Consider the following 25066-nt stretch of genomic DNA (forward strand, 5'->3'; position numbering starts at 1 on the left):
CTCATGAACGTGCAAGATTCAACGACGACGTTCTACCGCCCCAGACGAATTCGAACCGTTCTGGTTGCGAATCGCGGCGAGATCGCGGTGCGCGTGATTCGCGCGGCGCAGGAGCTTGGCATGCGTGCTGCGGTCGTGGTGAGCGACGCGGACCGAGACAGCCTGGCCGCCCGCATGGCGGACGAAGCGGTGCATATCGGTTCTTCGCATGCGGCAAAGAGCTATTTGAATCCCGCGGCGGTTCTCGCTGCCGCAAGGCAATGCGGAGCAGATGCGGTTCATCCGGGCTATGGTTTCCTGTCCGAAAACGCGGACTTCGCGGCGCAGGTGGAGGCGGCCGGCCTGGTCTTCGTCGGGCCGACGTCGCAGGTAATCGCAACGATGGGCGACAAGGCACGCGCGCGCGAGACGGCGCAGCGCGCTCACGTGCCCACGGTGCCCGGCAGCGCCGGTATCGTAAGCACGCGCGACGAAGCCCGGGAGGTCGCTGCGCGCATCGGCTACCCCATCATGATCAAGGCGGCAGCGGGTGGCGGCGGCCGTGGCATTCGCGTTGCATATGACGCCGCCCAACTCGACGCGGAATTGCCGCTTGCGCAGCGCGAAGCCCAGGCAGCGTTCGGCGATGGCGGCGTCTATCTCGAGCGATTCATCGCACGCGCCCGGCACATCGAGGTGCAGGTACTGGGCGACGGCAATGACGTCATCCACCTGTTCGAGCGCGAGTGCTCCTTGCAACGGCGACGTCAAAAAATTCTCGAAGAAGCGCCCTCGCCGTCTCTCACACCGAAGTTGCGCGCGGAGCTTTGCGCGTCGGCGGCGCGCCTCGCAAAGCAGGTCGGATATCGAAGCGCTGGCACACTCGAATATCTCTTCGACGAAACGCGCGGCGAGTTTTACTTCATCGAAATGAACACGCGTATTCAGGTCGAGCACCCGGTCACAGAGGCGATTACGGGCGTCGATCTCGTGCGCGAAATGCTGCGCATTGCAGATGGTGAGCCGTTGCGCTTCAGCCAGAGCGACATCGTGCTGCGCGGCGCGGCGCTTGAATGCCGCATCAACGCGGAAGACCCGATGCAGGACTTCCGCCCGAATCCAGGGCGCGTAGACGAGCTGGTCTGGCCGACCGGCCCCGGTGTGCGAGTCGATTCGCTGCTGTACCCCGGCTACGTCGTGCCGCCGTTCTACGATTCGCTGCTCGCCAAGCTGATCGTGCACGACGAAAGCCGGGCGGCCGCCATCGAACGCCTCGCACGCGCGTTGCGGGAGTTGCATATTGGTGGCCTGAAAACCACGGCGCCGCTGCACCGTGCGCTCGTTGCAGACGACGACGTGCGCGCGGCCCACTATCACACCAATTATCTCGAGACTTGGATGACGGCGTGGCGCGAAAGTAGCGAGGCCGCATCGCTCGTGGCGGGAGAACGCGCCGTTGCAGTGCCGTCTGGCGCACGGGAGGCATCATGACCATACGCTATACCTTTGGCGGCGACGAATTCGTATTTGCCGAGATCAGCGAGGAGATGTCGCTCGAAGCGTTTTTCCAGGGCACGGCGATTACGCGCGAACTCCAGCGCCGCAACGTGGCGGGCGTGACCGAAATCTGCCCGGCGAATGCCTCGTACCAGGTGCGCTATGACCCGGACGTCATTGCCCCTGATGCGCTCGTCGCGCTGCTGCGGAGCATCGAGGCCGAAGTCGGCGAAGCCGCGCTCGACATCGATACGCGCATTGTCGAAGTCCCGGTGCTCTATAACGATCCCTGGACGCACGAGACGCTCATGCGTTTTCGTGAGCGTCACCAGGACCCTTCCTCGACGGACCTCGAGTACGCGGCGCGCATAAACGGCAAACGCGACGTCGATGAATTCATTGCGGCACATGCCGGCTCGCCGTGGTTCGTTTCGATGGTTGGCTTTGTCGCGGGGCTGCCGTTCATGTACCAGATGGTCGAGCGCGAGCGTCAGCTTCAGGTGCCGAAATACCTGCGGCCGCGCACTGACACGCCGAAGTTGACGGTCGGCCATGGCGGTTGCTTCGGCTGTATTTACTCTGTGCGCGGCGCGGGCGGATACCAGATGTTCGGCGTGACCCCAGCGCCGATTTTTGACCCGGCGCAACGGCTCGATTATCTGCGTGACTTCATGGTGTTTTTCCAGCCTGGCGACATCGTGAAGTTCAAACCGATCGATCGTGCAGCCTATGACGAAGCCGTTGCCGCCGTCGAGGCGGGCACCTTCTCGCTACGTGTACGCCCCGTGAAATTCTCGCTTGATGCCTTCCTGCGCAATCCTGACGAATACAACCGTTCCCTCGTCGAGGTGCTGAATGCCAACTGATACGCTCAATGTGATCGAGGTTCTGAAGCCGGGACTAGCCACGTCGGTGCAGGACACGGGACGCCAGGGCTACTACCACGTTGGTATTCCCCCTTCCGGATCGCTCGACCAGTATTCGTCTCGTGCGGCGAACCTGCTCGTAGGCAATGTCGAAGATGCGGCCGCGCTCGAATTCACGCTGCTGGGCCCTGAACTGCTGTTCCACTCGGAAACGCTGATCGCGCTAACGGGTGCGGAGATGACTCCGAAAATCGACGGTGTCGCCTATCCGTCCAACACGGCCCTGCGGATTCGCGCCGGAAGCAAGCTCTCGTTCGACTATGTGAAGCGTGGCGCACGCGCGTACCTGGCAATCGCCGGTGGTATTGACGTTCCGGCGGTGTTGGGCAGCAGGTCGACCTACACGCTCGGCGCTATCGGCGGCCTCGAGGGTCGTCGGCTGCAAAAGGGAGACCGTCTCAAGATGGGCGCCAGCAACGCAAAGCTGAGTGAGGGTGTCGAACTGCCCGCCGCCTTGCGTGCAAAGCTCGACACAACGGTCGAACTGCGTGTGCTAACGGGCCTTTATCACTACCGCCTCACCAGCGAGTCGGCGCAAACGTTCTTCGATGATGAGTGGACCGTCGCGCCCGAAGCGGACCGCATTGGTTATCGATACAAGAACGGGCGTCCGCTCCATTTCATGGACCGAGAACAACCCTTCGGTGCAGGCGCCGATCCGTCGAATATCGTCGATGCCTGCTATCCGATTGGCTCGATCCAGGTGCCGGCCGGGCTTGAGCCGATCATTCTGCATCGTGACGCGGTGTCAGGGGGCGGATATGCCACGATCGGTACGGTGATCAGTGCCGATATGGATCTGATCGGCCAGATGCAGCCTAACCACCGGGCGCGCTTCGTGAGCGTGACCATGAATGAGGCACTCGCTGCACGACGCGAGTATCGACATCGACTTGCCCTGCTACGCGAAGCACTAGCGCGCTAGCCCGTTCGAAGCTAAGGGGAGACCGGCAGCAGCGCCGCTCCCTGCCTTTTCCTTTCGCGACCCGCGTTCCGTGTGGCTTCCAGCCGCACGGCGGGAGCGCTCGCACGTTCTTCGCAACATCGGCTGCCCGCCCGGCGTCAAGGCAGCCCCGTGAGTTGCATCGCACCGCGGTACGGACGCCGTTCGTTAAATGCAGACTCGAGGAGCAGATCATGGCCAACCTGGCTCAGGAAAGCGCGGAGGAAGCCGTCGATCTATCGACGGTCGCCATTCCCGATAGCGCAAGAATGGCGCCCTTTTCGCTAACGATGGCGTGGTGGGCAGTATGTAGCGCAGTGTTTTACATTGTGGTTGGCGCGACGCTTGCACTGACTTACGGAGCGCGCAACGCATTGATCGGCATGGCGCTATCGGTCGTATCGTATGGCGTCATCAACTCGATCATCAGTCGATACGCCATTCGCACCGGTTTGTCCGTTGCGCTGTTCTCACGCGTTCTGTTTGGAAGCATCGGCGCCGCGCTCGCGACGCTGATTTTCTTCGCAACGGCCATTTACTACGCCGTATTCGAAGGTTCGGTCATCGCAGTCGCGGCCAATCATCTGTTTCCCGCGCTGCCATACAAATGGGCCGCGCTGATTGTAGTCTGCTATAGCGTGCCGCTGGTATTCGGTAGCGTGCAACACTGGCTGGACAAGTTCAATGGCGTGCTGCTGCCGTTCTATCTGCTAGGACTCCTTGCGGCCGTGGGACTTGCGACCTGGGAATACGGCTATAACGCATCGTGGCTCGATTTCGGTCCCAAGGGCACGATACCCGTAGATGGCTGGTGGCAGTGCTTTGTTTACTACATGGGCGTATGGGTATTGATGATGTTCACGTTCGACTACGCCCGCTTCGGCCGCAAGGAAGATGCTGGATACCACGGCCGGTTTAATTTCGGTATTCCGTTCTATCTCGTCACGTTCCTCGTCAATGGCGCTGCGGGCATTTATCTCGTGAGTACGATTCCGGGTCTCGGCACGCTCTCCGAAGTTTCGGTTGTACTGGCGCTGTTGAAGTTGATGGGCATCTGGGGCTTGATGTTCGTCTGGGTCACCCAATCACGCATCAATACTGCTAACTACTATCTCGCAACCATCAACATGCAGGCCTTCTTCCAGAAGGTTGCAGGATTGCGTGCGCCGAAGTTCGTGTGGGCGCTGGTTGTTGGTGCTGTGGTCTACGCGCTGATGATGGCCGATATTTTCTCGAAGATCCTCCAGGCGCTTGCGTGGCAGGGTGTCTTCGTCGTCGCATGGGTTGGCGTCGCGCTGGCTCACATCACGTCGGCGCGCTATGAACGACTCATCGGCGCCGATATCGAATGCCGCGACTCTCACGTACCCCAGTTCAATCCCGGCGGTTTGATATCCTGGTTTGCCGGGGCCTTCGTCGGATTCGTCTTGAACAATGGCTCGGGCTTTCTTGTGTCGCTCTCCGCGCCAGCGACGTTCGTCATTTCCTGGACGGTTTATAGCGGCTTGCTGGCTAGTGCGAAGCGGACATGGTTCGTGCGGAATATGTGACCAGTGCAGTTTTTCTCCAGCTATTGGCCTCGCCAGCGACGTGGCTGGAAGTGAGCTTCGCGCATCGAGGGAGATGCCTGTCGACGTCCCCTCGGAGACGTGCAAAAGGCGGGAGCGCTGTTTTGGCCGCCTGCGTCAAACGGGCCGAACAGGATACCTGGCCGAAGTAGCTGGTCGTCAACGAATGAGATACGGGTTCGATAAGGCATCTGCGTTGAGGTTGCGAACTGGCAAACTTGTGTCGACCGCGATAGCGGACGTTAACGAATGTTCGGAACTCGCCGACAGTCTCCTTACGCGGCAGCGGCACGAACCGCCCAGAGGGCGCAATACCCGACTAAAACAAGCCGACCCACAAGCGGACGTTTGGAAAGCCCTGGTGTTGGCGCTGTCTTCGATGATTGAACGATGACTCAAGCCGCTTCGCCGGATTGCCCGATCTTCAACGGCCCGGCGACCTTGTAAGCGCAGAGGTTGACGCCGGACGGCGTTGATTTTGTGTCGTCGACTTGATGCGGCGAATGCCCTCGACAATGTCCGGTCCAAGCCACTCAAATTGGCCCCATTCAAGACTTTCTGGACGGTGCGTCGCGCGTCTTCTCCGGATGCCTGGATCACACCATCCGTGGCTACGTCCATCTTAAAGCCGACCTCTTACCTGCTCCAAGCCCGTACATCGTACTCGGTGGTCAACGATCCCGGGAAATGGCCAGCGTGGTCGCATTCGATGCGCACAGGAAAAGCAATGCCTCTCCCGGTAACCGGTAACCTGTGAGGTGCCGTTGATTGATCTCCACCCCAACCTCAGGACCTTCTTACCATGCAAAACGAATCGGATGATGTTATCGCTCGTCGCGCCTTCATGAAGAAGGCGGTTGCGCTGGTCGGCGCGACGTCCGCATTGGCCACGCAAAGTGGGGCGGCGAATGCCCAGGCCGCGAATGCACCGGCCACCAGTGGCCGAAAGGGGACGGTGTACACCGGCGATGTGATCCAGGGAAAGAAAGTCATTAGCGCGCTCGACGTCGACGACCTTGAGCGCGGCAAGACATACAAGTTCTACTTTGAGGGCGTGCAAATGCCGACGGGGCAGAACTGGTATGTGTCGGTGATCGTGGTCCACGGTGCGAAGCCGGGCAAGCGCGTCGCGCTGACCAGCGGGGTGCATGGCGACGAAATGAGCCCCGTGCACACGATACACAGCGTGATAAGTCAGCTCGATCCCGCGCAAATGTCAGGCACCGTGCTGGCGGTTCTTGACGTATCGCGCCCCGCGCTCGAAGCCATGGAGCGCCGATGGCCCAATACCGCACTTGGTAGCGGCCTCATCGACATCAACCGCGAATGGCCGGGCAACGAGAATGGCGCCAGCGCGCCGAGCCGGCATGCGGGACTGCTGTTCAACCGGCTGTTGAGGCCGAACACCGACTACGCAATCGATTTTCATACGGGCACGACCGGCATGGATTTGACGTCCTTTAATCTGGTCAGAATGGAATTGCCGGAGCCGCGAGCCATGGCGGAGCTTTTTCCGATCAAGCAGATCTTCGACAATCCCGCCTATCCCACGCTGCTTGCAAACGCATTCGTCAATGTGGGGATTCCCGCCATCACGCCCGAGATCGGTTCCGCGCGCGTTTTCGACTTCGACATGATTCCCTCGTTCGTCGAGGGCACGATGAACGTGCTCAAGCGCTACAACATCCTATCTGGTCCGATGGGGCGCACTGGGCGAGACGTCGGGACCTTCGTCGGCAACAGCGGCCACACGGTCATGTCGACGCACGGTGGATTCGTCGAACTGCTGGTCAAGCTGAATGAGAAGGTCAAGGCGGACCAGAAAGTGGCAATCCAGCGCAATACCTTTGGCGAAGTGGTCGCGGAGTATACGACCGAAGTCGCGGGCGAGGTGACGGGACGACGAACCGACGCCACGGCAGAGCCCCGAATTCCTCTCGTGATGATTCTTTATCTGAGTGCGGCCAGGGAGAATCCGGAGGACTATTCCGAATGAATTCGGGCCTTTGTGAGCTTGCGCTTGTGAACCTGGGAGTTGGTCTGCCCCACTGAGTCACGAATAGCGAGGACTTACAGTGGCAGCCAGCTAGCTGCGACCAGGGCAGCTAGCGATCGCGCAGAATTGCAGCGGGCCAGGATTGCCAGGACAGTGCGTTGACAGGCTTGTTGCAGAGGGTGGCGCCGCTGCGAGCACCCGACGTCAAACAATGCCCGTCGCATAGTACACGGCGATCACGAAGAAGACGGCCAGCGTCTTGATCACCGTCACCGCGAAAATGTCCCGATACGACTCGCGGTGCGTGAGCCCCGTGACCGCGAGCAGCGTGATGACCGCGCCATTGTGCGGCAGCGTGTCCATGCCGCCGCTCGCCATGGCCACCACGCGGTGCAGCACTTCCATCGGAATATGCGCCGCCTGCGCGTTCTTGATGAAGAGGTCCGACATGGCCGCGAGCGCGATGCTCATGCCGCCCGAAGCCGACCCCGTGATACCCGCAAGCGCGCTCACCGAAATGGCGGCGTTCACGAGCGGATTCGGAATGCTCTTGAGCGCATCGCTCACGACGATGAACCCGGGCAGCGCCGCAATCACACCGCCGAAGCCGTATTCAGAGGCGGTATTCATCGAGGCCAGCAGCGCCCCGGCCACGGCCGCCTTCGTGCCGTTTGCAAAGCGGTCTTTCACGCGGCCGAACGCCGTGACGATCACGAGCACGATGCCCGCGAGCAGCGCACCCTGAACCGCCCAGATCGCCACGACTTGCTTGACGGTGGCCGTGACCGGCGTATGAATGCCGGGCAGCACTTCGGGCGGCACGGTCACGGTGTCGCCGTACCAGACGGGAATCCAGTGCGTGAGCAGGAAGTTCGCCACGCCCACCAGCACGAGCGGCGCGACGGCGAGCGCCGGGTTGGGCAGGTGTTCGGTCTTCACGTGTTCCGGCTCGTTCACGAGCGAGGTGCCGTAGCCTTCGCCTTTCGACATCGCGCTGCGGCGGCGCCATTCGAGGTACGAGAGGCCCACCACGATGATGAAAAGCGAACCGATTACGCCAAGCGCGGGCGCGGCCCACGCAGTGGTCTTGAAGAACGTGGTGGGAATGATGTTCTGGATTTGCGGCGTGCCGGGCAGCGAATCCATCGTGAACGAAAATGCACCGAGCGCAATGGCACCCGGCATGAGGCGCTTGGGAATATTGCTCTGGCGATACAGTTCGGCGGCGAACGGGTAGACGGCGAACACCACCACGAAGAGCGAAACGCCGCCGTAAGTCAGCAGCGCGCACACGGCGACGATCACGGCGTTGGCGCGCGAGCGGCCGATATAGCGGATGGCGGCGTGCACGATCGCTTCGGAAAATCCCGATAGTTCGATCACCTTGCCAAATACCGCGCCGAGCAGGAACACGGGAAAGTAGAGCTTCACGAAGCCCACCATCTTTTCCATGAAGATGCCCGAAAAGACGGGTGCGACAGCGGCGGGTTCGGTGAGGAGGACCGCGGCGAGCGCGGCGATGGGCGCGAACAGAATCACGCTGTAGCCGCGGTACGCGGCAAGCATGAGGAACGCGAGGGCGGCGAGAACGATAACAAACGACATGGAGTCTCCTGCGGATCGATCGTGTTGCGCGATTCGGCTTGCTGCGTGGGCGATGGCTTTAGACGCGTCTTTTCCTGCGTCGAGGCCGTGGTGCGTCGCAGCGATTGTAACGAAAGGATTTATCTCGTTATTGCGAGCGTGGCCGCGCGGTCCTATCGTTGCGCAGAAGAGCGGGCCGGAGTGAGCCGGTGAGGTGACAGTCGATGGGTGCAATCGATAAGGGCGGGCAAAGCGCGTGGCGTGCGCGGGCGATCCAGACAGCGCGGCTAGCGGCGGCGCTTGTTTGCGTGGGCGTTTTTGCGGGCTTTCGGGCGGGCGCAGCGCTCGCGCAATCGCAAGCCGGCGCTTCCGCGCCCGCCTCAAACGCAGAGCACGCTGCGAACGCGCCGGACGTCCCGCGCAAGAACTGGTACAACGACCCGTTCTTCGCGCTGTCGAACGCAATCGGAGGCTGCCCGCAGCCGCTCGGCCCGCGGATGACGAAAGCCGAAGCCGACGACGACGCCCACTATCGCGTCGAGCGGGGCACGACCTGCTGGCTCGCGCACAAGTGCTCGAAGCCGAACTCATATCTTTACGATGCGGACATAGCAGCGGCCATTCGCCAGCGACTGCAGGGCGATGCCCTGTTTGCGGGCACGAGCATCTGGATCACGGTGCAGCGCCGTTTCGTCTATGCGGAAGGCTGCGCGGGTCCAGGCTTCGACAGTGCGGCGCTCGAGCGCAGGCTCGCCGCGATTCCCGACGTCGAGCAGGTCTTCGTGCGCGTGAGTTCGGACCCGCAAGGCGCGCTGCCATACAAGACGCTCTCGACCCCGCCCTGAGCGCGTGCACGCAGCGCTCGCGGCGATGCATCGCACATGGCTCGCGGCATGGCACAATCGCAACGTCGAAAAACTAGAAGCCCGTTGGGGTGCTCCAAATGACTCGTCCTGGTTCGTCGTTGTTCCGTTTGCGCAGATTGCCGTTCGCGGCGTGCGCGTTGACCTTGATCGCAGGGCTGGCTGCGTGCAGCAGCGGGCCGCCGCTGTTCCTGTCGGACGGCCGACCGACGATCCAGGTGCAATGCCCGGCCTCGGGCGATCGCGATTCCTGCGCGCAGCAGGCGCGTGCCCGTTGCGCCAGCGCAGGCTACGACACCGTCGCGACATCGACCGACAACGGCAACTACACGCTCGTGTTTGCCTGCCGCAAGGCGCAATAAGTCTGTCGAGCGCCGCTCAGCCCTCGGCGGCGACGCCCATGCCGCGCGCCGGCAGATTCAGCAAAAGGCGCAGCAGGTCGGGCTGGCGGCGCGTCGCCGTCTTCTGAAAGATCGATTGCAATTGTTTGCGCACGGTGTCGTGCTGCACGCCGACGTGCGCGGCGATTTCCTTTTGCGTGAGACCTTCCGCGAGCAGGAGCGCTATACGGCATTCGGCCGGCGAGAGATCGAAGGCCGTGGCGAGCACCCGCTCGTCGACCAGCGGCGCGGAGCGCGGGTGATAGAAGGTCAGCGCCGCGAAGGCGCGCAATTCGGAGGCCGAGGCGTCGTCGGCCGTCACCACGTTGTAGAACGCGTAGAGCACCTCCTGCTGGCTCGCCGAGGCCTGTGCGCGGCCATGCCCGCTATGGGTTTGGCCGTGCGGGTCCGTTGAGGCGGCATCCGGCGCGAGCGTGCCGTCGGCGGCGCCTACGATACGCAACGCGCGAAAGCGCGCCGCCGCCGCCCGCGCGCCGCTCATGCGGTTACGCAGGCGCGCCTCGCTCACTGCGATGTCCTCGAGCAGGCGCGCGTGATGGGGCGCCGCGAGCGTGATCCGCCGCCCGCGCACCCGCACGAGCGAGGTCGCCTTCAGGAGCCGCTGTGCGGCCTCGTTGCTATGGAGCACCTCGCCCAGCGCGCTCACGAGCATGGCTGGCGGACGTGAGCGGTTTGCAAGCGTGTCGGCGTTCAAGGCGAAGCGGCGCAGGTACAGGCGCACCGCGCGCACGAGGTGAGGCGTGAGCCGCTCGAGCAGTTCGCGGTGCTCGCCCGGGAGCGGCCCGGCCTCGGCGTCCACGCGGCACGCGAGCATGACGGCGAGTCCGTTCTGTTCGATCAGCTTGCACAGCGCCGCGCAGCGATGGCCTTCCTCGAGCGGGCAGAGCTCGAACCCGGCTGCGCAGTCGCCGTCCGCGCAGTCGAGCTCGATGCCGCAATGCAGCCACTTGCCCGGCGGGTAAGCGCGCAGCCATGCAAGGCGCGCATCGTCGCGGTACAGCGGCCGAATGCGCTCCAGCGGTTCCGCGCCGGCGAGCGCGAAACCGTCGCTCCAGGAAAAAAGATCGCGCTGCCGGTCAAAGGCATACAGATGAATCGACGCCACCCCAGTCGCTTCGCGCAATTGCGCGCAAAAATCCTTCCAGGCGCAAGGATTATCGAGTGTGTCGTAAATAAGGTGCAGCAGGCGATCGTATTGTGATTCGTTTGTTCTCACGCCATTCTCGTTGTTCGTATTGTGAAAGGCCGTCGGCAACAAAATGCGTTCCGCATAGCGTTCCACAATTGAGGAATATACAGACGCAATAGCCCCCGTTAATCTGCTTTCCGATATGGATGCGGATACATCCGTCAGCGTGGACGAGCGGCCTTTGAAATTCCGTGCGGTATCCAACGGATAGTCGGGCGCGCTGGCCTTATTCTGGTCTGACGGTACGAACAAAAGCAATAAATCCGCTGCGGCGTGCACTTAGCACGATCAGCCGGCGCGATTACCAAACTGACCGATTATCCGCAGCGTGCGGAAAAGCGGCGATGCGACGAAAGTGAGTGCGCGCTATTTGTGCGCGCTCGATAAAACTTGTCATTACCGGGGGCAGCGATGAATCATCACCAACTCGAAAAGGACATTGAGCATCTCGAACATATCATCGGGCGGCTCTCGGGGCGCGACCGTATTCCGCTCTCTTATTGGCGCGGCCGGCTCGAGTCGGTTTCCAGCGCGAACCTCGTACCTTCGCAGGTGCAGCGCGTGAAGCGGCTCAACGAAGCGCTGCGCGCGCTCGAGAGCCGTCTGTCACACGAATCGCTGCAGCAGCGCGAACGGTAACGCCAACGTTTGCGGCAGCGTTGTAAAAAAGCGCGCCTTCGTCGTCGCACGGGCTCCAAACCGGTCACAATGGCACTCTCTTGACCGAACTGGAGATGACGTTTCATGCCGAGCTACAAGCAACTGACCGCCCAGCTGGAGAAGCTTCACAAGGAAGTGGCTGCGGCGCGTGAAAAGGAAATTGACCAGGCGATCGCCGAGATCAAGGAAAAAATCGCGGAGTACGATATCACCGCGGAAGAACTGGGCTTCACGAGCCGACGTGCAGGCCCCGCGCGCAAGAAGGCGCTGCCGGCCCGCTACATGAACCCGAAAACCGGCGAGACCTGGAGCGGCCGTGGCCGCGCGCCGGGCTGGCTGGCGGGCAAGAACCGCGAACGATTCCTCATCAAGGAATAACGGGGCAATTCTCGCCGGACCGTCGCACCAGGGGCGCGCAGCCCCGACGTGACGGCCGCACCGCTTCAAGCCTCCCGAAAAAGCTCACCTCACGCCCTGCGCGGCGTGCAGCAGCATGCCGCAACGAGCATGACCACGACGTTCACGCAGCGGGTGGACGTCTGTGGCGAAAGGAAATTTTCGCGAAAATAGGAGGCGTCTCGCGAGCGCGGCGGGTGCACGAAGCTGTCGACGGTGCACTCGCATCGAGGTCCTGTAAAAGCTCACCTTTGCCAAAGCGGCGCCCACCTGCACGTCTAACCCGTTCGTACCCCATCAAAGCTTTAGTCGGCGGGACGAATGCCGTGTATCATTCGGTCCCGGCGCCTTTTCGCTTTTTTGCGCGGGCATCCGCGGGACATTCCCGATCGCTCGTGCTATTTGCCGTGCGTCGCGGTCCGCGCACTGCCGCCGCACGCGCCGTAAGCGTTGCCTGAAAACGCGCCCGCAAGTGCCGCCGCGCTCGCCGCAACCCCCGCCGCGCGGCCCGGTTGCCCGAATTCATCCGTGATACCCGCCCTATCCATGTCAGTAGCCGAACTCAGACGCCGCCGCACGTTCGCGGTCATTTCTCACCCGGACGCGGGCAAGACCACGCTCACCGAAAAGCTGCTGCTGTTTTCGGGTGCGATCCAGATCGCCGGTACCGTGAAGGGCAAGAAGAGCGGCCGCTTCGCGACCTCCGACTGGATGGAGATCGAAAAGCAGCGCGGCATTTCGGTCGCCAGCTCGGTGATGCAGTTCGAGTACGGCGACGCCGTCATCAACCTGCTCGACACGCCGGGCCACGAGGACTTCTCGGAAGACACCTACCGCGTGCTCACGGCAGTCGACGCGGCCGTGATGGTGATCGACGGCGCGAACGGCGTGGAAGCGCAAACGCTCAAGCTGCTCGAAGTCTGCCGCAGCCGCAAGACGCCCATTCTCACGTTCATCAACAAGCTCGACCGCGAAGTGCGCGAGCCGCTCGACCTGCTCGACGAAATCGAGCAGCACCTTGGCGTGGCCGCCGTGCCGTTCACCTGGCCAATCGGCATGGGCAAGGAGTTCCAGGGCGTGTACGACATCCAGCGCGACCAGGTGCGCGTGTTCCGCGCGGGCCAGGAGTCGCTGGGCGGCGCGGTGGAAACGCTGCAGAACATCAGCGACGCCGATGGCGAAGCGCGCTTTGGCTATCACTGGAAGCGCACCAAGGAAGAAGTCGAGCTGATCACGGGCGCGACGCCCACCTTCGATCGCGACGCCTTCCTCGCGGGCGAACAGTCGCCGGTGCTGTTCGGCTCGGCGATCAACAACTTCGGCGTGAAGGAAATTCTCGACGCCCTGGTCGATCTCGCGCCGCCGCCGTCGCCGCGTATGGCCGTGCAGCGAGCGGTCTCGCCCGACGAGCCGAAGTTCACGGGCGTCGTGTTCAAGGTGCAGGCCAACATGGACCTCGCGCACCGCGACCGCGTAGCGTTCATCCGCGTGTGCTCGGGCCATTTCGAGCGCGGCATGCAGTTGAAGGTCACGCGCAACAACAAGACCTTCCGCGCGAACAACGTGGTGAGCTTCCTGTCGCAGCGTCGTGAGACCGTGGCCGAGGCCTACCCAGGCGACATCATCGGTATTCCTAACCACGGCACGCTGAGTCTCGGCGACACGCTCACCGAAGGCGAAGACCTGCAATTCACGGGTCTGCCGTTTTTCGCGCCGGAAATCTTCCAGACCATCGAAGTGGTCGATCCGATGCGCGCGAAGCAACTGGGCGAAGCGCTCAAGCAGCTTGGCGAAGAGGGCGCGATCCAGGTGTTCCGTCCGATCCACGGCGGCGCAACGATTCTGGGCGCGGTCGGCCAGCTGCAGTTCGAAGTGGTGTCGCACCGCCTCGCGGCCGAGTACAAGGTTGCCGTGCGCCTGATGCCCGCGCGCTATCGCCTCTCGCGCTGGGTGACCTGCGACGATCCCGTCGAGCTGCGCCGCTTCACCGATTCGTACGAGGCCCGCATGGCCTACGACGCGTCGAACGCGCCGACCTATCTCGCCTCGCACGTCTCCGAAATCGAGGTCGCGCAAAAGGCCTGGCCGAAGATCGTGTTCAACGAACTGCGCGAGCATTCGGGCGCGCCGTTCCGCAAGTCGATGTAACACGCACGGCGCGCCCGCGCCGTGTTTTCAAACCAGCGAAGTTCCTTCTCGTGCATCGTGGTGTCACACGCCCAGGGCGGCGTGCGACGCCATACCGCCGCATCTGCGCTCATACGCGCCGGGCGAAAAACGCGCAGCGCCTGCGCGCTTGCCCTATCCTCTTCTCGTAACGGTAAAAGACGACAAACCGGCGTTCGCCTGTGCGGCAAGCGCTTGTCCGACCGACGAGGAGTGCCTGTGACCGTACGCAATCTCGATGCAGTGTTCCAGCCGAAATCCGTGGCCGTGATCGGCGCATCGCAGCGCCCCGGCAGCATCGGCAGCATGGTGTGGCGGCGGCTGATCGAAGGCGGCTTCACGAGCCCGCTCTGGGCCGTGAATCCGCGCCATGCGGGCGACTTCGAAGCCTTCGATGGCCGACCCGTGCTTGCCGACGCGGGCGATCTGCCCGAGGCGCCCGGCATTGCCATCATCTGCACGCGGCCCGCCACGTGGCCCGCGCTGGTGCATCGCCTCGGCGGCATGGGCACGCGCGCGGCGATCATCGTCGGCGAGGTGCGCGACGAGGCCGATCAGGCCGACCTGCGCCATGCACTGGCGGCGGCGCGCCCGCATCTGCTGCGCATCGTCGGCCCCGGCAGTCTCGGCGCGCTCACGCCCGCGCTCAACGCGCAGCTGGGCGCGGCGGCGTCGATTGCGCGCAAGGGCGGCGTGGCCTGGGTGTCGCAGTCCAACGCGCTCACTAACGCGGTGCTGCGTTGGGCCGCGCCGCGCGGCCTGGGCTTTTCGCACGTGATCGCGCTCGGCGACGAAGCCGACGTCGACGTGGGCGACGTGCTCGACTATCTCGCGAGCGACCCGAGCACGCGCGCGATCCTGCTCGAAGTGGACACGATCCGCGCGGCGCGCAAGTTCATGTCGGCGGCGCGCGCGGCGGCGCGCAACAAACCCGTGCTCGCGCTGCGCAGCGGCCGCGACGACAAGGGCGATGCGCTCTACACGGCGGCGTTCCGGCGCGCGGGCCTCGTGCGCGTTGACACGCTCGACGATCTGCTCGACGAAATCGAAACGCTCGGCGTGGGCCGCGTGGCCGCGAGCGACACGGCCACGCTCATCGCGAGCGACCGAGGCGTCGCTACGCTTGCGCGCGACGCCTTCATGAAAGCCGGCGACACGCTCGCACGCTGGAACGACGAAGCGCTCGCGGCCATAGAGGCCGCGCTGCCGCACGCGCAGGCCGGTAATCCGCTCGTGCTCGGCGACACCGCGAAGCCCGAGCACTTCGGTCTCGCGCTGCAAACGCTCGCCCCGCACCGATCGAGCGGCACGGCGTTCGTCGTGCATGCGCCCACCCACAGCGCGCCGGTGGACGCGGTGGCGCGCACGCTGATCGAGCAACAGCGTTTCGCGTATCGCGGCATGCTCGCGTGCTTCTTCGGCGGCGTGGACGAAACCACGCGCGACGAACTGCACGCGCACGGCATTCCGGTGCACACCACGCCGCGGCGTCTGGCGCGCGCATTTGCGCGTCTGGTCGATTACCGGCTGGGCCGCGAACTATTGATGCAGACGCCGGAGACGATGCCCGCCCAGGGGCCCACCGCGATCGAGGCCGCGCAGGGCGAAGCGCGCGCGGCGCTGGCGGCCGGGCGCACGGAACTGAAAGGGGAGGAGGCGGGCAGACTGCTGGCCTTGTTCGGCCTTGTCACGCAGGCGCAGGACGAACCGGGCGTGAGGCCGGTGGTGGACGTGTCGGTCGAGTTTCGCGACGACGACAACTTCGGCCCGGTGTTCCGTTTCGCCGCGCCGTCGCCCGACGATTTTTCGCCGCCGCTGCGCGTGTACAGCCTGCCGCCGCTGAACCCCGTGCTCTCGCGCGACATCGTCGCGCACTCGCCCTACGCGCGCTACACGGCGCCCGAGCCGACGCTGGCCGCGCTCACCGAGCTATCGCAGTTCGTGTGCGAGGTGCGGGAAATCGTGGGCTTGCGTCTGACGCTGCGGGTGCTGCCCGAGGCGGTCGTGGTCGTCGCGCCCTGCCTGCAGCTCGCGGAAAAGCGCAGCCGCTTCGCGATCATGCCGTATCCGCGGCGGCTGGAAGAAACCATCGACTGGCGCGGCGAGCGCCTCACGATCCGCCCGATCCGTCCCGAAGACGAGGCCATGCACGCCGCGTTCGTCGCGTCGATGACGCCCGACGACTTGCGCCTGCGCTTCTTCTCGGCGGTGCGCAGCTTCGATCACACGCAGCTCGCGCGCATGACGCAAATCGATTACGACCGCGAGATGGCGCTCATCGCGGTCGTGCAGGGCGAGGACGGCCAGCCGCGCACGCTGGGCGTGGTGCGCGCCGTGGCCGATCCGGACAACGAGACCGCCGAGTTCGCGGTCGCGATTCTGTCGAATCTCAAGCGCGGCGGCCTTGGCCGCTTGCTGATGTCGCGCATCATCGAGTACGTCCGCTCGCGGGGCACGCACTGGCTGCTCGGCGAGGCGCTGCGCGAGAACGCGCCGATGATCGGCCTCGCGCGCGCCTGCGGCTTCACCGTCACGCCCACGGAAGACCCGGGCGTGGTCGGTTTTCGCATGCCGCTCGACTGAGCGAGCACGCGGCCTGGTTCGAGACGGTGCTTAAGCGGCCAGCTTCGCGAGCGCGTCGTCGATCTGGCCGCGCGTAAGTGCGAGTTCTTCGAGCCACGCTTCGCCGTACTGCGCGCCGGTTTCTTTCTCCAGCCGCGCGATGGTCGCGGCGCAGCGCGCGGCGTCCTTGGGCGTGGCGATGAACGCCTTGACCGACTGGCCGCCCTGGAACGCCTCGAACAGCGGCGCGCGGATGTCCTCGGGCAGCGCGCGCGTGGTCCACTGGTGCGTCTTGCCGTTGAAGATGAGCGAAGGCGGCAGCACGCGCTCCTTGCGCGTGGCCGGAATCAGGCCGAAATTGCGCGCGGCTTCCGCGATCTGCTCGGCCGTGAAAAGCTCCTCGGGAGCGATCTCGAATTGCGCGATGGCGGTTTCGACGGTCTTCATCGCGTCGGCGCGGTCGTCGCGCTTTTTCTGCGCGCGCGCGACGATGTCGCGCAGCTCGTCGGCTTCGTCGGGCGTGATCGTGAAGCTCGCCTGTTTCTGCTGAAGCTCGGAAAAGCGCTGGAATTCTTGATCGGTCAGGAGTTTCGCCATGGGTTTCGAATGCGCGTTCGCCATACAAGGCGCACAGGTTTTTTTGAGAGGGCCGCCATTCTAACCGTTTTGCGTGGCCGGCTCTCCATCCACGAGAATCTGTGGATCGTCACGTTCGACGCAGGGCGCTGGGGCATCAAGCAACGTTCGTACTGAGCCCCACCGGGCGTCAGGCCACGCCGTCCTCGCGAAACATCGACAAGGTCTGCACGGTCGCGCTCAGCATTTGCGTTGCCTCGTCGAGCGAGGGCGCGACATAGTCGTCGATACGCTTGAGGAACGGGCAGGTGAGCGCCGCGATCGCCTGGCCCGAAGGCCCGAGCACCGGAAACGTCACGTCCGTCACGCCGAAAATCTGCTGACTGTCCTTGCGCGAGAAGCCCGCCTCGCGCACTTGCTCGCACGCGGCTTCCAGCGCCGCGTGATCGATCGTTACTTCGCCCTTCACCTTCGTATGCTCCGCGAGCATGTGCTCGCGCTGCTCCGGCGTTTGCCAGGCGAGGAGCGTGCGGCCCGAACTCGTATCGACGAGACCCACGCGCGAACCCAGCCGCACCGCGATGCCCCATGTGCCCGGCCCGTCCACCTGGGCGATCACGAGCAGGTTGCCGCGGTCGTACACGGTGAGATGGCAGGACTGTTCGGCTTCGTCGGCGAAGCGCTGCATGAGCGGCAGCGCTTCCGAGATCAGCCGCTCCATGGGCGGGTGACGGTGGGCGAGCGCGAAAAGTTTCAGGCTCAGCGCATAGCGGTCGCCGCCTTCCGAACGGATGACGTATTGCCGCGCCACCAGCCGCTCGAGCATGCGGTAAATCTCGCTCGCGTTGCGTCCCAGCGCCTTCGTGATCTCGGCGCGCGTGAGGCCGGCGCGCTGCTCCGCAAGCAGTTCGAGGATGTCGAGCCCCTTGTCCAGCGCGGGCGCGCGATAGCGATCGGCGTCGTCTTTCTCGTCGGTTTCTTCGGGCACGTTGTCCATCTGGCTCTTCTTCGTGTTTTTTTCCATTCGATCGCCCCAGGGAAATCACGGACCCATGCTGCACTGCACATCGCTTGACCTCTTGATGTGCGTATATGAATAATACGTTCACTGGTGAATAAACGCCAGCGTCGTCAGGTAGGGAAGAGGCAGTTGCAACGGGTCGCCGGCGCTTCGAGCATTCCACGTGGGCGCGGCAAACACATGCGATTCATCAACGACAGAATCGGCGCGCGAGGCGCGTCGACAGGAGACACACATGGCGTTCGCATCCGGGCTCTCGAAGGCCCGCCGCTCCACCGGAATTCATCAAGCACGCGGCGCCTTCGCCCGCGCCGCCACCAGGACGCTGTGCGTCGCCGCGGCCTGTGCTGCGGCGTTCGGCGCGTCGGGTGCAAGTAACGCGGCCGAACTCGGCAAGGTCGGCCTTGGCCTGCCGCTCCTCACCTCGCCGTTCTGGCAGTCGTACAACAACTATCTCGGCGCGTATGCGAAGCAGGACGGCATCGACATCCTCGCGCCCGTGAACTCGAACAACGATCCCGCCCAGCAGATCACGGACATGAACAACATGATCAATCTGGGTGCGAAGGGCATCGTGGTCGGGCCGATCGATTCGGCGGCGATCAGCCGCGCGCTCGGCAACGCCGCGCAGAAAGACGTGAAGGTCGTGGCCGTGGACGTCGCGCCCACCCAGGGCAACGTGGCGATGGTCGTGCGCGCCGACAATCGCGCGTACGGCGAGCAGGCCTGCAAATACATCGGCGAGCACGTGAAGTCGGGCAAGGTCGTGCAGATCATGGGCGACCTCGCCTCGGTGAACGGTCGCGACCGTTCGGAAGCGTTCCGCGCGTGCCTGAAAAATTATCCGAATCTGTCGCTGCTCGAAATTCCGGCTGGCTGGAAGGGCGACGTGGCGGCGAGCGCACTGGACAGCCTGCTCACCGCGAACCCGGACGTGAAGGGCATCTACATGCAGGCGGGCGGCGTGTATCTCTCGCCCACGCTGCAAACGCTGCGCCGTAAGCAGCTGCTCGTTCCCGCGGGCGATCCGAAGCACATCGTGATCGTCTCCAATGACGGCATTCCGCAGGAATTCGAAGCAATCCGCAAGGGCGAGATCGATGCGACCGTATCGCAGCCCGCCGACCTCTATGCGAAGTACGGCCTCTACTACATCAAGGCCGCGCTGGAGGGCAAGACGTTCAAGCCGGGCAAGACCGATCACGACAGCACCATCATCCAGTTGCAGTCCGGCATTCTCGAAGACCAGTTGCCGGCGCCGCTCGTGACGAAGCAAAACGTCGACGACAAGAACCTGTGGGGCAACACCGTCAAATGAACGATCGAACCAGCGATCGGGCCGTGGCAGATAGCGCGCCGCCGTGGGGCGGCGCGCTATCGGTGGGCAGCCGCGAGGCGGCCATGCGAGCCCGCTTGCCGGTGGTCGAGGCGAGCGGCGTGACGAAGCGTTATGGCTCCACCGCGGCGCTCGCCGACGTGAGCCTGCGCGTGATGGCCGGCGAATCGCACGCGCTGGTGGGCCGTAACGGCGCGGGCAAGTCCACGCTCGTTTCGATCCTCACCGGCCTGCGCAAGCCCGACGAAGGCAGCGTGCGCTTTAACGGCGAGAGTGCGCCCGCGCTCGCCGACCGCGATGCCTGGCGCGAACGCGTGGCCTGCGTGTATCAGCATTCGACCATCATTCGCGATCTCACGGTCGCGGAGAACCTCTTCATCAATCGCCAGCCCAGGCGGCGCGGGGTGATCGACTGGCCCACCATGCGCCGCGACGCGCGTGCGCTGCTCGACCACTGGCGCATCGACGTGCGCGAGGACGCCCGCGCGGGCGACCTCACGGTCGAAGCGCGCCAGCTCGTCGAGATCGCGCGGGCGCTGTCGTATGGCGCGCGTTTCATCATCCTCGACGAACCGACCGCGCAGCTCGACGGCGAGGAAATCAAGCGCCTCTTCCGGCGTATCGACGAATTGCAGCGCGAAGGCGTGACGTTCCTGTTCATCTCGCACCATTTGCAGGAGGTGTACGAGATTTGCCAGGCCGTCACGGTGCTGCGCGACGCGCGGCATATCGTGAGCGCGAGCGTGGCCGAGTTGCCGCGCGAGCGGCTCATCGAAGCCATGACGGGCGAGCGCGGCGGCCTGAACGTCGCCGATGCGGCGGCGCGCGCGGCGCTGCCCGCCAACGCGCCGCTCGCGCTCGAAGTGCGCGGCCTTACGGGTCATGACTATCACGACGTGTCGTTCACGCTCAAGCGTGGCGAAGTGGTGGGCCTCACGGGCGCGACGAGCAGCGGCCGCACGAGCGTGGGCGAGGCGATTGCGGGACTCGCGGCGCAGCGCGCGGGCGAGATTCGCGTGAAAGGCGCGCCGCTCACGCCCGGCGACGTGCCCGCGGCGCTGGCGAGCGGCGTGGGCTGCGTGCCGAAGGACCGCCATCATGAAGGGCTCGTGCTCACGCAGTCGGTGGCCGAGAACGCTTCCATGACGATTGCGGGCTTGCTGGGGCGTTTCGGTTTCGCACCGCCGGCGAAGAAGCAGGCATTTGGCAAGCGCATGATCGAGGCGCTCGGCATCGTCGCGCAAGGTCCGGATCATGTGGTGTCGGGGCTTTCGGGCGGTAACCAGCAAAAGGTGGTGATGGCGCGCGCGTTGGCAAGCAATCCTGACGTTCTCGTGCTGATCGACCCCACGGCCGGCGTGGACGTGAAGTCGAAGGAAGCGCTGCTCTCGGTCGTCGATCGCGTGCGCGACGAAGGCAAGGCTGTGCTCGTGGTGTCGAGTGAACTCGACGACTTGCGCACCTGCGACCGCGTGCTCGTGATGTTTCGCGGCGAGGTGGTCGCCGAAATGGCGGCCGGATGGCAGGACCACGAACTGATCGCATCGATTGAAGGAGTCGATCTCCATGAAGAATAGCGTTTCGACGCCCGCGTTCGCGGCGGCGCAGGCCGATGCGGCCGCGAGCGCTCGCGGTGCGCGTCCGCGCATCCAGCTGGCGCGCCTGCGCGATTTCGCGCTGCTGCCCGCACTGGTGCTGCTGCTCGTGATCGGCGGTTTCGTGAGCCCGAGCTTTCTCACGCGCGCGAATCTCATCAGCGTGCTCGGGGCTTCCGCTGCGCTCGCGCTCGTGGTGCTCGCCGAATCGCTCATCGTGCTCACGGGCAAGTTCGATCTTTCGCTCGAATCGACCGTGGGTATTGCGCCCGCCGTTGGCGCGATGCTCGTCATGCCGGCCGCTTCGGCGGGCTTCGGCCTGCAATGGCCCGCTTTCGCAGGACTCGCCGCCATCGTGGCGGTGGGCGCGCTGATCGGCTTCATCAACGGCTTTCTGGTCGTGCGGCTGCGCCTGAACGCCTTCATCGTCACGCTCGCGATGCTGATCGTGCTGCGCGGCATGCTGGTGGGCGCAACCAAAGGCGGCACGCTCTTCGACATGCCTTCGTCGTTCTTCGCGCTCGCCACCACCATCGTGCTCGGCCTGCCGGTTTCCGTGTGGCTTGCCGCCGCTGCGTTCGCGATTGCCGCGTTCATGCTGCGCTATCACCGCGTGGGCCGCGCGCTCTATGCGATCGGCGGCAATCCCGACGCGGCGCGCGCCGCGGGCATCCGTGTGGAGCGGATCACGTGGGGCGTGTTCGTGCTCGGCAGCGTGCTCGCCGCGATTGGCGGCTTGATCGTCACCGGCTACGTGGGCGCGATCAACGCGAATCAGGGCAACGGCATGATCTTCACGGTGTTCGCTGCGGCCGTGATCGGCGGCATTTCGCTCGACGGCGGCAAGGGCACGATGCTCGGCGCGCTCTCGGGCGTGCTGCTGCTCGGCGTGGTACAGAACCTGCTCACGCTCGCCCAGGTGCCGTCGTTCTGGATTCAGGCGATTTACGGGGCGATCATCCTCGGCTCGCTGATGGTGGCGCGGCTCGCGGGCGGCGAGGCACAGAACTAAACGCGGAGACTATCTGTGAACGGCAACGCACCCCATACCGACTCCCGCCTCATTCTGCTCGCGCCTGAGGACAACTGCCTGATCGCGGCGGCGCGCCTGGCGGCGGGCGAGACGGTGGAGATAGAAGGCGAGCGCGTGACGCTCGCGAAGACGATCGAACTCGGCCACAAGGTGGCGCGCCGCGCGCTCGCGCAAGACGAGAAGGTGCTGCGCTATGGCGCGCGCATCGGCCACGTGAACGAGCCGGTGGCGCGCGGCGAGCATCTGCACACGCACAACCTGGAAAGCGATTACTTGCCGACCTATACGCACGACGCGGGGCACGAGTTCGTGCCGCACAAGTAACGCCACCATGATGCGGCACGTGCCGCGAGCAGGATTCAAGTTATGAGCGATAGCAACGTCACCCCTTCACAAGCCGTCGCGCCGATGCTCGAAGGCTGGCCGCGCAACGACGGCCGCAAGGGCATTCGCAACGTGGTTGCGGTGGCCTATCTCGTGGAATGCGCGCACCATGTGGCGCAGGAAATCGTCGCGCAGTTCCGCGAGCCCTTTGGCGCCTTCGACGATCCGCACGCGTTGCAGCAGCCAAAAGAGCCGCCAGTGCATCTGATCGGCTTTCCGGGCTGTTACCCGAACAGCTACGCCGAGAAGATGATGAAGCAGCTCACCACGCATCCGAACGTGGGCGCGGTGCTGTTCGTCTCGCTCGGCTGCGAGAGCATGAACAAGCATTATCTCGTGGAGCAGGTGCGCGCCAGTGGCCGTCCGGTAGAAGTCCTGACGATCCAGGAAAAGGGCGGCACGCGCAGCACGATCCAGTACGGTCTCGACTGGGTGCGCGAGGCGCGTGCGCAGCTCGCCGCGCAACAGAAAGTGCCGATGCGCCTCGATGAACTTGTGGTCGGCACGATTTGCGGCGGCTCGGACGGCACGAGCGGCATCACCGCCAACCCGGCCGTGGGCCGCGCCTTCGATCAGCTGATCGCAGCGGGTTCGGCCTGCATATTCGAGGAAACCGGCGAACTGGTGGGCTGTGAATTCCACATGAAGAGCCGGGCGGCAAGACCCGAACTGGGCGAGGAGATCGTGGCGAGCGTGGCCAAGGCGGCGCGCTATTACTCGATTCTCGGCCACGGTTCGTTCGCCGTCGGCAACGCGGACGGCGGCCTCACCACGCAGGAAGAGAAGTCGCTCGGCGCGTATGCGAAAAGCGGCGCCTCGCCGATCGTCGGCATCGTGAAGCCGGGCGACGTGCCGCCCACGGGTGGTCTTTATCTGCTCGACGTGGTGCCCGATGGCGAGCCGCGCTTCGGCTTTCCGAATATCAGCGACAATGCGGAAATCGCGGAGCTGATCGCCTGCGGCGCGCACGTGATCCTGTTCACGACGGGGCGCGGGTCGGTGGTGGGCTCGGCGCTTGCGCCCGTCATCAAGGTGTGCGCGAATCCGCTGACCTACCGCAACCTCGCCGGCGACATGGACGTGGACGCGGGCCGCATTCTGGAAGGGCGCGCGTCGCTCGACGAAGTGGGGCGCGAAGTGTTCGACCGCACGCTGGCGGTAGCGGGCGGCGAGCGTTCGAAGTCGGAAATGCTCGGGCACCAGGAGTTTATCCTCACGTACAAGACGTTCGAGCCAGTCGGCCCCGCATGCCTGCCCGCCAGCGTGCGCGTGCCGATTGTCGAAGCCGCGAACTGAAATGCGCAGTCGGATGATTTCGTTGTGAGAGCAACCATCTCCAGGAGGTGACGAGCCATGGCGCAAGAACAGCATCCCAGGGTGGCGCATACGCGCCGTATCGGCCGCACGGCGCTCGAAGTTAGCGCATTGGGTCTAGGCACCGCGCCGCTCGGCGGCCTGTATCGCGACCTGTCCGAAGAAGAGGCGCAAGCCACCGTCGATGCCGCGTGGCAAGCCGGCATCCGCTTTTTCGATACCGCGCCGCACTACGGCCACACCAAGGCCGAGCACCGGCTGGGCGCGGCGCTGCGGCGCTATCCGCGCAGTGAGTACGCGATTTCCACGAAAGTGGGCCGCCATTTCGTGCCGCGCACGCACCCTTACGACGGCAGCGAGGGCTGGCAAAACCCGCTGCCCTTCGAAGCGATCTTCGACTACACGCGCGACGGCATCCTGCGTTCGTTCGAAGACAGCCAGCAGCGTCTCGGCCTCGTCGAGATCGATATCCTGCTCGTGCACGATATCGGCCGCTACACGCACGGCGAGCGCAACGAGCATTACTGGCGGCAACTGAGCGACAGCGGTTTCAAGGCGCTCGACGAATTGCGCAAGGCGGGCGTGATCAAGGCGATCGGCTTCGGCGTGAACGAGCGCGAAGTGATACGCGAGGCGATGCAGGAATTCGACATCGACTGCGCGCTGCTGGCGGGCCGCTATACGCTGCTCGAACAGGCGCCGCTCGACGACCTGCTGCCTGAGTGCGAGAAGAAGGGTGTGAGCATTCTGCTAGGCGGCGCGTTCAATTCGGGCATTCTCGCGCACGGGCTGCTCGGCGAACTCAAGTTCAACTATGCCGATGCGCCGCAAGAAGTGGTCGAACGCGTGGCGCGGCTCGAAACGATCTGCCGGACCTACGACGCGCCGCTCGCGGCGGCGGCGCTGCAGTTTCCCTATGCGCACCCGGCCGTGGCGACTGTGCTCAACGGCGCGCGCAGCCCGCAGGAGGTGCGCGAGAACGTCGCCTCGTTCGAGACGAATTTGCCCCGCGAGTTGTGGCTCGCGCTGCGCGACAAGGGTCTCATCGATCCGCGCGCGCCGCTGCCGCAGGCTTGA

The 25066-nt window shown here is 64.4% G+C and carries 21 protein-coding genes; 17 read left to right on the top strand and 4 right to left on the bottom strand.

From position 1 onward, the window contains the following. Positions 1-3 precede the first annotated feature (3 nt). From M3A49_RS29525 to M3A49_RS29545, 5 genes are all read left to right on the top strand, one after another. Positions 4-1470, top strand: a complete 1467-nt coding sequence (locus M3A49_RS29525; RefSeq protein WP_266232162.1) for an acetyl-CoA carboxylase biotin carboxylase subunit — start codon at positions 4-6, stop codon at positions 1468-1470. Continuing rightward, positions 1467-2342 carry a 5-oxoprolinase subunit B family protein gene (locus tag M3A49_RS29530; protein WP_266232163.1) on the top strand — a complete coding sequence of 292 codons (876 nt, stop codon included), beginning with the start codon at positions 1467-1469 and terminating at the stop codon, positions 2340-2342. Before M3A49_RS29525 ends, M3A49_RS29530 begins: the two co-directional genes overlap by 4 nt. Further along, a complete protein-coding gene (locus M3A49_RS29535; RefSeq protein ID WP_266232164.1) occupies positions 2332-3327 on the top strand; it encodes a biotin-dependent carboxyltransferase family protein in 996 nt (331 codons plus the stop codon). The genes M3A49_RS29530 and M3A49_RS29535 overlap by 11 nt, the downstream gene beginning before the upstream one ends. Positions 3328-3539: 212 nt before the next feature. After that, a complete protein-coding gene (locus M3A49_RS29540; RefSeq protein ID WP_266232165.1) occupies positions 3540-4895 on the top strand; it encodes a purine-cytosine permease family protein in 1356 nt (451 codons plus the stop codon). A gap of 820 nt (positions 4896-5715) precedes the next feature. Next, entirely contained in the window at positions 5716-6909 is a 1194-nt protein-coding gene (locus M3A49_RS29545) for a succinylglutamate desuccinylase/aspartoacylase family protein (protein ID WP_266232166.1), read from the top strand. Between the two features lie 204 nt (positions 6910-7113). Here the strand turns inward: M3A49_RS29545 and M3A49_RS29550 are convergent, their stop codons facing one another. Further along, positions 7114-8514, bottom strand: coding sequence for a GntP family permease (locus M3A49_RS29550; RefSeq protein ID WP_028202852.1), 1401 nt, complete (start codon positions 8512-8514; stop codon positions 7114-7116). A 203-nt stretch (positions 8515-8717) separates the two neighbouring features. Between M3A49_RS29550 and M3A49_RS29555 the strand changes: the two genes are divergently transcribed. After that, entirely contained in the window at positions 8718-9338 is a 621-nt protein-coding gene (locus tag M3A49_RS29555; protein ID WP_266232167.1) for a BON domain-containing protein, read from the top strand. Positions 9339-9496: 158 nt separating this feature from the next. Then, positions 9497-9718: a hypothetical protein gene (locus tag M3A49_RS29560; RefSeq protein ID WP_323183347.1), complete on the top strand. Its 222-nt coding sequence runs from the start codon at positions 9497-9499 to the stop codon at positions 9716-9718. A 16-nt stretch (positions 9719-9734) separates the two neighbouring features. On the opposite strand, the gene M3A49_RS29565 is transcribed toward M3A49_RS29560, so the two are convergent. After that, a complete protein-coding gene (locus M3A49_RS29565; RefSeq protein ID WP_266232169.1) occupies positions 9735-10973 on the bottom strand; it encodes a helix-turn-helix domain-containing protein in 1239 nt (412 codons plus the stop codon). Between the two features lie 384 nt (positions 10974-11357). Here M3A49_RS29565 and M3A49_RS29570 point away from each other — a divergent pair, with 384 nt between their 5' ends. The 4 genes from M3A49_RS29570 to M3A49_RS29585 all read left to right on the top strand — a co-directional run bounded on the left by M3A49_RS29570 (position 11358) and on the right by M3A49_RS29585 (position 16751). Next, positions 11358-11585, top strand: coding sequence for a hypothetical protein (locus M3A49_RS29570; protein WP_028202856.1), 228 nt, complete (start codon positions 11358-11360; stop codon positions 11583-11585). 105 nt (positions 11586-11690) lie between these two features. Continuing rightward, complete coding sequence (locus tag M3A49_RS29575; RefSeq protein ID WP_069261447.1) at positions 11691-11984, top strand: H-NS family nucleoid-associated regulatory protein; 294 nt, start codon at positions 11691-11693, stop codon at positions 11982-11984. 564 nt (positions 11985-12548) lie between these two features. Continuing rightward, positions 12549-14150, top strand: coding sequence for a peptide chain release factor 3 (locus M3A49_RS29580; RefSeq protein WP_254356416.1), 1602 nt, complete (start codon positions 12549-12551; stop codon positions 14148-14150). Between the two features lie 237 nt (positions 14151-14387). Further along, entirely contained in the window at positions 14388-16751 is a 2364-nt protein-coding gene (locus tag M3A49_RS29585) for a GNAT family N-acetyltransferase (protein ID WP_266232171.1), read from the top strand. Between the two features lie 30 nt (positions 16752-16781). Here M3A49_RS29585 and M3A49_RS29590 read toward each other — a convergent pair whose 3' ends face one another. Both M3A49_RS29590 and M3A49_RS29595 read right to left on the bottom strand, forming a co-directional pair. Continuing rightward, a complete protein-coding gene (locus M3A49_RS29590) occupies positions 16782-17327 on the bottom strand; it encodes a hypothetical protein (protein ID WP_266232172.1) in 546 nt (181 codons plus the stop codon). Positions 17328-17496: 169 nt separating this feature from the next. Next, positions 17497-18330, bottom strand: coding sequence for an IclR family transcriptional regulator (locus M3A49_RS29595; protein ID WP_266232173.1), 834 nt, complete (start codon positions 18328-18330; stop codon positions 17497-17499). Between the two features lie 232 nt (positions 18331-18562). Between M3A49_RS29595 and M3A49_RS29600 the strand changes: the two genes are divergently transcribed. The 6 genes from M3A49_RS29600 to M3A49_RS29625 all read left to right on the top strand — a co-directional run bounded on the left by M3A49_RS29600 (position 18563) and on the right by M3A49_RS29625 (position 25066). Further along, positions 18563-19645, top strand: a complete 1083-nt coding sequence (locus M3A49_RS29600; protein WP_266232174.1) for a sugar ABC transporter substrate-binding protein — start codon at positions 18563-18565, stop codon at positions 19643-19645. A gap of 83 nt (positions 19646-19728) precedes the next feature. After that, entirely contained in the window at positions 19729-21240 is a 1512-nt protein-coding gene (locus M3A49_RS29605; RefSeq protein ID WP_266232202.1) for a sugar ABC transporter ATP-binding protein, read from the top strand. Beyond that, on the top strand, positions 21230-22270 hold the full coding sequence (locus M3A49_RS29610; protein ID WP_028202864.1) for an ABC transporter permease: 1041 nt from the start codon (positions 21230-21232) through the stop codon (positions 22268-22270). The genes M3A49_RS29605 and M3A49_RS29610 overlap by 11 nt, the downstream gene beginning before the upstream one ends. Positions 22271-22285: 15 nt before the next feature. Then, entirely contained in the window at positions 22286-22615 is a 330-nt protein-coding gene (locus M3A49_RS29615) for a UxaA family hydrolase (RefSeq protein WP_028202865.1), read from the top strand. Between the two features lie 42 nt (positions 22616-22657). Beyond that, a complete protein-coding gene (locus M3A49_RS29620; protein ID WP_266232175.1) occupies positions 22658-23971 on the top strand; it encodes a UxaA family hydrolase in 1314 nt (437 codons plus the stop codon). A 57-nt stretch (positions 23972-24028) separates the two neighbouring features. Beyond that, complete coding sequence (locus M3A49_RS29625; protein WP_266232176.1) at positions 24029-25066, top strand: aldo/keto reductase; 1038 nt, start codon at positions 24029-24031, stop codon at positions 25064-25066.

It is taken from the genome of Paraburkholderia sp. CNPSo 3076 (assembly GCF_026343935.1).
GTDB lineage: Bacteria > Pseudomonadota > Gammaproteobacteria > Burkholderiales > Burkholderiaceae > Paraburkholderia > Paraburkholderia nodosa.

Excerpts from the sequence above, each read along its gene's own strand:
- M3A49_RS29555 (WP_266232167.1), top strand. The coding sequence starts at position 8,718 with ATGGGTGCAATCGATAAGGGCGGGCAAAGCGCGTGGCGTGCGCGGGCG.
- M3A49_RS29590 (WP_266232172.1), bottom strand. The coding sequence starts at position 17,327 with ATGGCGAAACTCCTGACCGATCAAGAATTCCAGCGCTTTTCCGAGCTT.
- M3A49_RS29605 (WP_266232202.1), top strand. The coding sequence starts at position 19,729 with ATGCGAGCCCGCTTGCCGGTGGTCGAGGCGAGCGGCGTGACGAAGCGT.
- M3A49_RS29580 (WP_254356416.1), top strand. The coding sequence starts at position 12,549 with ATGTCAGTAGCCGAACTCAGACGCCGCCGCACGTTCGCGGTCATTTCT.
- M3A49_RS29530 (WP_266232163.1), top strand. The coding sequence starts at position 1,467 with ATGACCATACGCTATACCTTTGGCGGCGACGAATTCGTATTTGCCGAG.
- M3A49_RS29570 (WP_028202856.1), top strand. The coding sequence starts at position 11,358 with ATGAATCATCACCAACTCGAAAAGGACATTGAGCATCTCGAACATATC.
- M3A49_RS29535 (WP_266232164.1), top strand. The coding sequence starts at position 2,332 with ATGCCAACTGATACGCTCAATGTGATCGAGGTTCTGAAGCCGGGACTA.
- M3A49_RS29595 (WP_266232173.1), bottom strand. The coding sequence starts at position 18,330 with ATGGAAAAAAACACGAAGAAGAGCCAGATGGACAACGTGCCCGAAGAA.
- M3A49_RS29575 (WP_069261447.1), top strand. The coding sequence starts at position 11,691 with ATGCCGAGCTACAAGCAACTGACCGCCCAGCTGGAGAAGCTTCACAAG.
- M3A49_RS29625 (WP_266232176.1), top strand. The coding sequence starts at position 24,029 with ATGGCGCAAGAACAGCATCCCAGGGTGGCGCATACGCGCCGTATCGGC.
- M3A49_RS29600 (WP_266232174.1), top strand. The coding sequence starts at position 18,563 with ATGGCGTTCGCATCCGGGCTCTCGAAGGCCCGCCGCTCCACCGGAATT.
- M3A49_RS29550 (WP_028202852.1), bottom strand. The coding sequence starts at position 8,514 with ATGTCGTTTGTTATCGTTCTCGCCGCCCTCGCGTTCCTCATGCTTGCC.
- M3A49_RS29545 (WP_266232166.1), top strand. The coding sequence starts at position 5,716 with ATGCAAAACGAATCGGATGATGTTATCGCTCGTCGCGCCTTCATGAAG.
- M3A49_RS29610 (WP_028202864.1), top strand. The coding sequence starts at position 21,230 with ATGAAGAATAGCGTTTCGACGCCCGCGTTCGCGGCGGCGCAGGCCGAT.
- M3A49_RS29525 (WP_266232162.1), top strand. The coding sequence starts at position 4 with ATGAACGTGCAAGATTCAACGACGACGTTCTACCGCCCCAGACGAATT.
- M3A49_RS29620 (WP_266232175.1), top strand. The coding sequence starts at position 22,658 with ATGAGCGATAGCAACGTCACCCCTTCACAAGCCGTCGCGCCGATGCTC.
- M3A49_RS29540 (WP_266232165.1), top strand. The coding sequence starts at position 3,540 with ATGGCCAACCTGGCTCAGGAAAGCGCGGAGGAAGCCGTCGATCTATCG.